Annotated in this window: 9 protein-coding genes and 1 pseudogene; 4 read left to right on the forward strand and 6 right to left on the reverse strand. The window is 69.6% G+C overall.

The window, feature by feature from the left end:
* Positions 1-7 precede the first annotated feature (7 nt).
* From BLQ39_RS16010 to BLQ39_RS13355, 5 genes are all read right to left on the reverse strand, one after another.
* The gene (locus tag BLQ39_RS16010; RefSeq protein WP_092324647.1) at positions 8-214 is read right to left on the reverse strand and encodes a hypothetical protein; all 207 of its coding nucleotides are present in this window, start codon (positions 212-214) and stop codon (positions 8-10) included.
* Between the two features lie 212 nt (positions 215-426).
* Positions 427-1,215, reverse strand: coding sequence for a hypothetical protein (locus BLQ39_RS13340; RefSeq protein WP_092324648.1), 789 nt, complete (start codon positions 1,213-1,215; stop codon positions 427-429).
* Positions 1,216-1,512: 297 nt separating this feature from the next.
* Complete coding sequence (locus BLQ39_RS13345) at positions 1,513-2,376, reverse strand: universal stress protein (RefSeq protein WP_092324650.1); 864 nt, start codon at positions 2,374-2,376, stop codon at positions 1,513-1,515.
* A 37-nt stretch (positions 2,377-2,413) separates the two neighbouring features.
* The gene (locus tag BLQ39_RS13350; protein ID WP_241986984.1) at positions 2,414-3,280 is read right to left on the reverse strand and encodes a LasA N-terminal domain-containing protein; all 867 of its coding nucleotides are present in this window, start codon (positions 3,278-3,280) and stop codon (positions 2,414-2,416) included.
* Between the two features lie 400 nt (positions 3,281-3,680).
* A complete protein-coding gene (locus tag BLQ39_RS13355) occupies positions 3,681-5,282 on the reverse strand; it encodes a glucoamylase family protein (protein WP_092324652.1) in 1,602 nt (533 codons plus the stop codon).
* 379 nt (positions 5,283-5,661) lie between these two features.
* On the opposite strand from BLQ39_RS13355, the gene BLQ39_RS13360 reads away from it, so the two are divergent.
* Positions 5,662-5,913 (forward strand): SHOCT domain-containing protein, encoded by a 252-nt coding sequence (locus BLQ39_RS13360; RefSeq protein WP_092324653.1) that lies wholly within the window; start codon positions 5,662-5,664, stop codon positions 5,911-5,913.
* Positions 5,913-7,361 (forward strand): multicopper oxidase family protein, encoded by a 1,449-nt coding sequence (locus BLQ39_RS13365; protein ID WP_092324655.1) that lies wholly within the window; start codon positions 5,913-5,915, stop codon positions 7,359-7,361. The genes BLQ39_RS13360 and BLQ39_RS13365 overlap by 1 nt, the downstream gene beginning before the upstream one ends.
* Positions 7,362-7,438: 77 nt before the next feature.
* Here the strand turns inward: BLQ39_RS13365 and BLQ39_RS13370 are convergent.
* A pseudogene (locus tag BLQ39_RS13370) lies at positions 7,439-7,761 on the reverse strand (metal-sensitive transcriptional regulator).
* An 84-nt stretch (positions 7,762-7,845) separates the two neighbouring features.
* Here BLQ39_RS13370 and BLQ39_RS13375 point away from each other — a divergent pair.
* Both BLQ39_RS13375 and BLQ39_RS13380 read left to right on the forward strand, forming a co-directional pair.
* Positions 7,846-8,097 (forward strand): heavy-metal-associated domain-containing protein, encoded by a 252-nt coding sequence (locus BLQ39_RS13375; protein ID WP_241986983.1) that lies wholly within the window; start codon positions 7,846-7,848, stop codon positions 8,095-8,097.
* The coding region (locus tag BLQ39_RS13380; RefSeq protein ID WP_143006473.1) for a cation transporter at positions 8,097-8,901 on the forward strand (805 nt) is incomplete at its 3' end. The genes BLQ39_RS13375 and BLQ39_RS13380, both read left to right, overlap by 1 nt.

Raw genomic sequence — 8,901 nt, forward strand, 5'->3', positions numbered from 1 at the left:
CGCCATTCTACGGGTGACTCGCCGAATTGTTGTACGGTCCAACAGCTGGACCTCGACCGGCGCCCGCCGGGGGGAGCGTCACGAGGGACTCCGCGACGATCTCTTCCAGTACGGTCAGGTCGACCTTGCCGAGGTCGCCCAGGTAGAGGCATACGACACCCGCCCTGTGCGGGCCGAGACGCTCGAGCTGCGCGGCGTACGTTTTGCCGGCCATCGCTGCTCCTTGTCGTCCGTTCCGCGAATGCTAATGCACAGGGGCCCGCGGGGACCATGGGCCGGCGAGGATTCCCAGCCCAGGCCCCGTGCGAGCCCGGGTGGGCGACGGATGTCCCCACCGCTGGGAGTTGCAGAGCGCCCGGATACGCCGGAAGGCCGGGAACCCCACGGGTTCCCGGCCTTCGGCAGTGTCAGCGGGTGAGACGGAGGCTAGTTTCCTCCGGTCTCGACCTCGGCGTGTGCGCCGCCGGTGGCGTGCGTGTCGGAGAGGATCCGCTCGGCGATCGTCTGGACGGTCTTGCCGTACTCGCCGGCCAGCGCCGACGTCTCGACGTCCTGCAGGGCGGCGGCGCGGTCGGCGTCGGACGCATCCTTCACCGCCGTCAGGTCGGTCTGCAGCGACTCCGGGAGCTTGTCGAAGAGCACCGGGTTGTCCAGGAGCTTCTGGGCGATCTTCTCCACGGACTGGCCCTTCGCGCCGGCCTCCGCCTGGTCACCCTGGAGGACGGTTCGCAGGCCGTCCAGCGGGTGGGCGGGGTCGGCCTGGATCTCCTGGGCGAACTCCTTCACCTGTTCGCCGTAGCCGCCGGCCAGTGCCGTGGCGGTGATCGTCGTGGCGAGCGTGGTGCGGTCGGCCTCGGATGCTTCCTTCAGGGAGGTCAGGTCGGTCTGCAGCTTCTCGGGCAGGCGCTCGAAGAGTGCCGCGTGGCCGGACAGGGTCTCGGCGACGTTCTGTGCCTTGTCGCCGATGTCCGTGCCTTCGGACAGGTCGGCGCGCAGCTCCACCTTCAGCGCGGCCAGGACGGCGCCCTTGGTCCCGGCGTGCACCGAAGAGCTGCTGCTCGACTCGGTGTCGGATGACGCGTTCAGCGGCGCGGCGGTCGCGCCCTGGGCTCCAACGCCCAGCAGCGCGCCCGCGGCCAGGGCGGATGCGGCGCCAATGGCCACGCGCTTCGTGCGGGTGGCGGAGGTGCGGGTGGAGATCGTGTTCTTGTTCATTGTGGATCCTTTCGATTGCCTGCGGCCCGTCCGGCGATGATCCGACGGGGGCCGCACGTGGTCACCCGGCGAGTTTAGGGACGCGCCGGATGCCGAGCCTCCGTGGATGCTGGGAGCCGCGAAAAACGGGCTGCCGCCGTACGCCGGGCGTTTCACCGCTCCCGCGGGAGAAATAGCCTCTGAGCTGGGACTACGGGAAGGCGTCCTGGCTCGTTCGGGCCCGGAGGCAGCGCACTGGTGACTGCGATTTTGCTCTGCGGGCGCGGTGCCCTACGACAGGCCGAACGAGACGTTCGCTCAGGTTTCCGGCGGCGCGCTGATGACGATCGTCGGCGACACGATGTTCAGCACGAGCGCGTGGCTCACCGACCCCAGCAGGAGGCGTTCGACCCCGTGCAGGCCGTGGTTGCCCACGACGAGCACAGCCGCGCCGCGGGAGGCTTCCAGCAGGGCCGGCTGCGGTGGGCCGTGCATCAGCGTGCCCCGCACCGGGAGCTCGGGCCAGGCATCCGTCACCTTCGTCACGGATTCATTCAGGATCTGCTGGTGAGTGTCCTCGAGGGAATCGAGGAAGTCCTGGCTCGGCACGGGGTCCAGGGAATCCGGGCCCTGCCAGACCGGGGGCTCCTGCCAGGCGTGGATGATGCGGAGCGGCTGGTGGGACCGGCTCGCATGCTCCGCGGCGAACGCCACGGCGGCGTCGGAGGCCGTCGATCCGTCGATGCCGACGACCACTCCTGACCGGGTCGCACTGTCGGTCTCCGGCACGATCGCGACCGGGCCGCGTGCGCTCGCGGCGAGCCGTGCGCCCACCGACCACTCGAATCGCAGCTTCGAGCCCTCGCGCCGGTGCGTCCCGACGACGACGAGCCGGTTCGGTGCAGAGCGCCGTCGGAGTTCGCCGATCGGGTCGCCCCGCACGAATTCGGATTCCACGCGCAGGTCCGGATGCGCCAGCCGCACCTCGGCCGCGGCATCCTCGAGCGCCGCCCGCGCCGCATCGACCATGGAGTCGTCGACGATGTAGTCCGTGATTCCGATGGAGTCTTCCAGGACGCGCACGAGCGTGAGATCACCGCCGGACGCCCACCGGGCCGCCCACTCGAGGGCGGAGCGCGCCGGCGCCGAGCCGTCCCAGGCCACGATCGTCGTCTCAGTCATGTTGTCCTCCCGAGCACGACACTACGCGCCATCGGCCTCAGCGGAGCGGAGAAAGCCGGGCGAAGAAGTTCGGTTCCTCGCACGCCTGGCCGCCGGCGAGGTTGAGGCACTGGTCGAGGTAGGAAGGGAACGGCTCGGTATCGGTCGACCCGAACCAGCGAGTGTAGAAGCGCCAGAAGTTCAGGTTGCCAAACGCCGAGCAGGAATCCCCGTCGGTGCCCGGCCGGGCCAGCAGCGCGGAATTGGGCTGGTACGGCGTGTAGTTGTACAGGTTCGCGGTGGCCTGGTTCTGAATCCCTACCGGCTCGGCGCCGCACGCGGCATCCGGGTGGAAGCCCACGTCGACCGTGCCGATCTTGTAGGCGCGCTCCGGCTCCTGGGTGTACTGGCGGAATTGCCAGGCCGCGCGGTAGACCTGATTGAAGAACCCGAAGTACCGGGCGTCGCAGTCGGCCGTGTCGGGGCAGGCGTAGCCGGTGGCGCGCAGATAACCGGATGCGGTCGGCCGGGTGATCAGGGATTGTTCCTTCTGCATCAGCACGAGCAGCACCCGGGGGCTGATCGTGCAGGCTCGGGCGACCTTGGCGATGATGCGGCTGGCCGGCTCGTTGCGGGCGGCGGCATAGCGCGTGCAGTGGCCGGAGCCCTGGTTCGGCTGGGCGGTCGTGCTTTCGCGGTACTCCCAGAGGCAGCTCGAGCTATCGGCGGGGGAGCACGTGCGCGCCTCGAGGAAGGCCTGGATTTCCTCTTCCGTCATGGCCGAGGGGTTGAAGAAGTTGTAGTCGCTGATGATCAACCCGGGGTTGAACGCGACGGGGGCGGCGCGCTCCTCGGCGCGGTCCACGGCCGCGGGCACCGCCAGCGCGGCAACGAGTGCCACCAGCATGGCGACGGCAATCAGCACCGGCGCGCGCCACCGGCGCCGGGGCGGCGCGGGCACCCGCCGCCGTGTCGTGGACCTGGCGGGCGCGCTGCGTCGGGGCGTGGTTGCCGCGGGCGCCCTGCGTCGGGGCGTGGCGGGCGCTCGCCGACGAGGCCTGCCGGAAGAGCTCATAAGCCGACCCTACCGGGGACCGGTCGCAGCGTGCTGGGAGCCGACGGCGCTCAAGGCAAGGGCCAGGTCGTTCAGGAGCGGGCGATCCGCGCCCATGCCGCCGCGGCCGAGCACCTCCTGGAGTCGATCGCCCGGGGTGAGCGGTTGAGATGCGGAGAAACACCCTTCGTTGGGACGCTGAAGGTTGTTTCTCCGCAACTGAACTGGATTGCCGGCGGATGCCGGCGCAGGAGCGCGGGCGTTGGCGTGGTCAGGCGATGATGCCGGCGCCGAATTCCTCGATCGAAATCAGCGGCTTGATGGTGTCCTGCACGGCCCCGCGCGTGAAGTTGCGACGGATGACGTCGCCGCAGAAGACGTTCCCGATGGCGCCGAGAACCATCGCCTGGTCGAGCGAGAGGTAACGCCGGGCAACCAGGCCGGATTTCACGGCCACGGCGTCGTAGAAGCCGCCGTCACCGTACGCCTTCAGCTCTCGTTCGATCTTGACGAGGTTGTCGAAGGCCTGCCGCGGTTCGTATTGCATCGCCAGGAACGCCGCGTGCGGGGTGACGACACCGTCGCCCCAGGCCGGGGCGGGGCTCGTGCCTTCCCGGCAGCCCGCGAAGCCGCCGTCGTAGTGGGTGCGTTCCATGTCCGACACGTAGCCGTCCGGGTTCATCCCGATCGCCTCGACGCCCCACTCGCTGTAGCCGCCGCCCGGGCGGCTCGCCGGCGAGAAGCCCCAGTACCCGTACTTCGCGTCGTCCATCCCGAACTCGCGCTGGGCTCGAACGGTGAGCGGGTGGTTGACGCCCCAGGCCTTTGGTGCCCAGGCGGCCTCCGGCACGAATAGGTCGGGCATGAGCGCCTCGAACATGTCGCCGCCCCAGCTCGGCACGATGTGCATGCCGCGGTAGGCGAAGGCGCCCTCGAAGACGTCGATGCCGTGGTAGGTCTGGTGGTCGCCGACGGGCTTCTGCTCGAGCCAGGACCAGTCACAGGTGTCCGGGAAGACCCGCTGGGTGGCGAAGTAGTGGGCCGCGGGGATCTGGCCGCGGGAGATGCCGATGTAGCTGGCGATGCGCGGCTCGCTGTTGTGGATGTCGTAGTGGTTGAGCGTGTAGAACACGTCGGGCCCGTTGCCGAGGTAGTTGCCCTCGGCGGTGTTGACCGCCGGCTTGACGTCCCAAAAGCCGCCCCGGAGCAGGCCGGCCCCGATGCCCGGACGGGCATCCTTGTTGTAGAACATGCCGAAGTTCATTTTCTTCAGGATGCCGTTTGCCAGCCTGGCCGTGCGGGGCTCCGCGTTGCGCACCACCATGAGCGCGGCGGCGAACCAGCCGTTGTCGACGCTGGAGAGGAACGGGTAGACGGTGTTGCCGTCCTCCGGCCACGTGGTCACGACGTCGCCGGTGGCTTCGTCATACCAGTTGTAGAACATCCCGCTGGGCTCGTGGTGCTTCAGGCGCGCCATGGTGGTCAGCGTTCGGGTCAGCCGTTCGAGGCATTCGCCGGCGCTGATGATGCCGAGCTCGCGCGCGACGACCGCGCTCCAGAGGTAGCCGCCGATGTTCGTCGGGGAGGTGTAGCCGCTGCGCCGGGGCTCGTTCACGGGGCCGCTGATGTTGTCGGCGGGCAGCCCGGTCACCGGGTCGGTCATCGCGACGAGGGAGGCCCACGTGTCGCGGGCCCATCGCTGGAGCGTGCCGCGGTCGACGCCGGCTGAGGTCCCGGATGCGAACGGGGAGGCGTGCGCCGGCGTGGTCTGCGCGGTGGCCAGGCCGACCGCGGTGACGGCCGCGCCGCCGACCAGGAACTGTCGGCGGGTGGCGGCGAGCGTCGCCGCGGTGAAAGCAGGAATGGTTGTCATGGCGGTGCAGATCCTTCGTGTCGTCGTTGACGTTCGTGACTGACCCCCGAGTGTAAGCGCATACAAATGCCCGTGCAACCTTTTCCCGCGCTCTGCGGGCGTCGCTGAGCAGCGGGATGCCAGCGCCAGGCAGATCGCCCGGGGTGAGAGGTTGAGATGCGGAGAAACACCCTTCGTTGCGACGCTGAAGGTTCGTTGTCCGCAACTGAACTGGATTGCCGGGTGACGCCAGGATCTGACGGGCGGTCGGCTTGTCTTTGTCGGCCGCACCCGGCCCGCGGGCGATGTCTCCTGCATCCCAGCCCTGCGCGGGGAGCCTGTCAAGGCCGGCGAGGGAGTAACGTCGTCGTCATCAGGGAAAGAGCGAGAGGAGACCGACATGATGTGGGGCTATGGAGGCGGTTTTGACTGGATGTGGCTCCTCGGGCTGCTGCTCGTCGCGGGCATTGCGCTGCTCGTCGTGCTGATCGTGCGGCTGTCCGCCGGCAGCGGCCGTGGCGGACCGCCCGGCTACGGAACTTCGTCCGGCCGGACTCGCGCTCGCGAGATCCTCGGCGAACGATTCGCGAAGGGGGAGCTGACCGCCGACCAGTACCGCGAACAGCTCCGGGTGCTCGACGAGGACCGGTGATGCAACCGATCAGCCGTCGCGGCATCCTGCTCCTGGGCGGACTCGGCGTTACGGCCACCGCGGTCGGCGGCGCCGGCCTGCTCTGGGGCTCCAGCGTCCGGACTCCGCCCGGGCCGCGGTTCGCCGAGCCGACCGAGCTGGCCAGCAAGGCCGGCCGGCTCAGGGTTCGTTTGACGGCGGCCGGCGGCCGGGTTCGGCTCGGCGACCGGGACGCGAGCGCCCTGACCTTCAACGGGGGAATTCCGGGGCCCACGCTTCGCCTGAAGGCGGGGGACCGGCTCAGCGTGCGGCTGCGGAACGAACTCCAGGACCCCACCAACCTGCACGTGCACGGGCTCCACGTCTCGCCGGAGGGCTCGGGGGACAACCCGTTCGTCATGGTGGAGCCGGGGGATGCCTTCGACTATGAGTACGAGCTGCCCGCCGATCATCCGCCCGGGGTGTACTGGTATCACCCGCATCACCACGGCACGGTCGCCGACCAGGTCGCCGGCGGACTGTTCGGGGCCATCATCGTCGAGGATCCCGAACCCATCGAGGCGGCCAGGGAGCGCCTGCTGCTGATCTCGGACGTCAGCCTGGACGGCTCGGGGCAGATCGCCGACGTCTCGCCGATGGCCCGGATGCTCGGCCGTGAAGGCGACCTCGTGCTCGTCAACGGCCGGCTCACCCCCCGGCTCGCCGCGCGCCCGGGCGAACGTGAACGATGGCGGGTCGTGAACGCCTGCGTGTCCCGGTACCTGCGGCTGCGGCTCGACGGAGCGCGGCTGCAACTGATCGGCATCGACTCCGGCCGCTTCAGCAGCCCGCGGGACGTGGACGAAGTGCTGCTGGCCCCCGGGAACCGGGCGGACCTGCTCGTCACCACCACCGCCGGCACGGCGTCCCTGCGCGCCGCGCCCTACGACCGGGGCGACGCCGGCGGAATGATGGGCGGCGGGTCACCGGGCACCCTCTCGGGCGCCGTGCTGCTGGCGACCCTGGCGGTTGAGGGTGAAGCCGTCCCGGCCCTGCCCGAGGTCTCCGCCCAGCCGGCGCCGCGCGACCTCCGCTCCGCCCCCGTGACGGCCCGGCGCGAATTGACCTTCGCCATGGGCATGGGGGCAGGAATGGGCGGCGGCATGATGAGCTTCACCATCAACGGCCGGGAGTTCGATGCCGGCCGGGTGGACACGACGGCCGCCGAGGGCAGCGTCGAGGAGTGGACGCTGGTCAACGACAGTCCGATGGATCACCCGGTGCACCTGCACGTGTGGCCGATGCAGCTGATCGAGGTGAACGGGCGCGAGGTGGAAGCCGTGCCGCGGCAGGACGTCGTGAACGTGCCGGCGCGAAGCCGGGTGCGGGTGCGCATCGCCTTCGATCGCTTCACCGGCCGCTCGGTCTACCACTGCCACATCCTGGACCACGAGGACAACGGCATGATGGGTGTCATCGAGGTGCGCTGACATCGAGGTGCGCTGACGTGGGCTGATGTGCGCTGACGTGGGCCGCGCTGACGTGGGTGCGCGCGGCCGCCGGCTGGTTAGGAGCGGACCAGGCGGGCGATCGCGGCCGAGGCCTCGCGCATTTTCAGGTCCGCTTCCGGGCCGCCGGCCGCGCGGCATCCACGACGCAGTGGTTCAGGTGGTCGTCGAGCAGCCCGAGCGCCACGGACTGCAGCGCGCTCGTCATGGCGGAAATCTGGGTGAGGATGTCGATGCAGTACTTCTCGTCGGACACCATGCCCTGCAGGCCCCGGGCCTGCCCCTCGATCCGGCGCAGCCGCTTGAGGTAGTCGTCTTTGTTGGAGATGTACCCGTGCGGTCCCGAGTGGGGCATTGCCGCCGTTTCGGTCGATTCTTCCATGCCGACACTATACCCCCCGGAGGTATGAGGAGTATAGTGATTGCGGTACCCCTGGGGGTACGCCATCGAAAGGGACTGCAGCTCATGAGCGCAACTGACCAGAACGACGCCGGCCTGACCACGAGCATCCTCGAGGTCTCCGGGATGACCTGTGGACACTGCGTGAAGAGTGTCACCGAGGAACTGGGCCTGATCGAGGGCGCCCGCAATGTCGAGGTCGCGCTCGTGTCGGGCGGCGTCTCGAAGGTCCTCGTCTCCAGCGTGGGTGCGCTGGACCCCGCCGCGGTCGCCGCGGCGATCGACGAGGCCGGCTACGAGTTGGTGACCCAGCCCTGATGAGCGGGCAGCAGGTCGAACTTGTCGTTGGCGGGATGACCTGCGCGTCCTGTGCGGCGAGGATCGAAAAAAAGCTCAACCGCATGCCCGGCGTCGAGGCTTCGGTCAACTACGCGACCGAGAAGGCCACCCTGTTCGTGCCGGAGGGCACAACGGTCGACGACGCGATTGCCACCATCGAGGCGACCGGGTACACGGCCGTGCTGCCGGCACCCCCCGTCCTCCCGGATGCCGCCGACGAGGCGGACTCGGAAGTGGTCACCCTGCGGCACCGGCTGCTGGTCTCCGCTGCCCTCGCGACGCCGGTCGCGCTGATGTCGATGATTCCTGCGCTGCAGTTCACGAACTGGCAGTGGCTCGCCCTCACCCTCGCCGCTCCCGTCGCGGTCTGGGGCGCCTGGCCCTTCCACCGCGCGGCCTGGGTCAACGCCCGCCATGGCGCGGCGACGATGGACACCCTGATCAGCGTCGGCGTGCTCGCCTCGCTCGGCTGGTCGCTCTACGCGCTGTTCTTCGGCATGGCCGGGATGGCCGGCATGACGATGGAGTTCTCCTTCACGGCGGAACCGGGGGCCGGGGCCGACGAGATCTACCTGGAGGTCGCATCCGCGGTCACCGTCTTCATCCTGGCCGGACGCTACTTCGAGGCCAGGGCCAAGAAACGCTCCGGCGCGGCGCTCAAGGCGCTGCTCGAACTGGGCGCGAAGGAAGCAACGCTGCTCCGGGACGGCGTCGAAACCCGGGTCCCGACCGCCTCGCTGATGGTCGGCGACCTGTTCGTCGTGCGCCCCGGCGAGAAGATCG

The organism is Cryobacterium psychrotolerans, assembly GCF_900101115.1.
Classification (GTDB): domain Bacteria; phylum Actinomycetota; class Actinomycetes; order Actinomycetales; family Microbacteriaceae; genus Cryobacterium; species Cryobacterium psychrotolerans.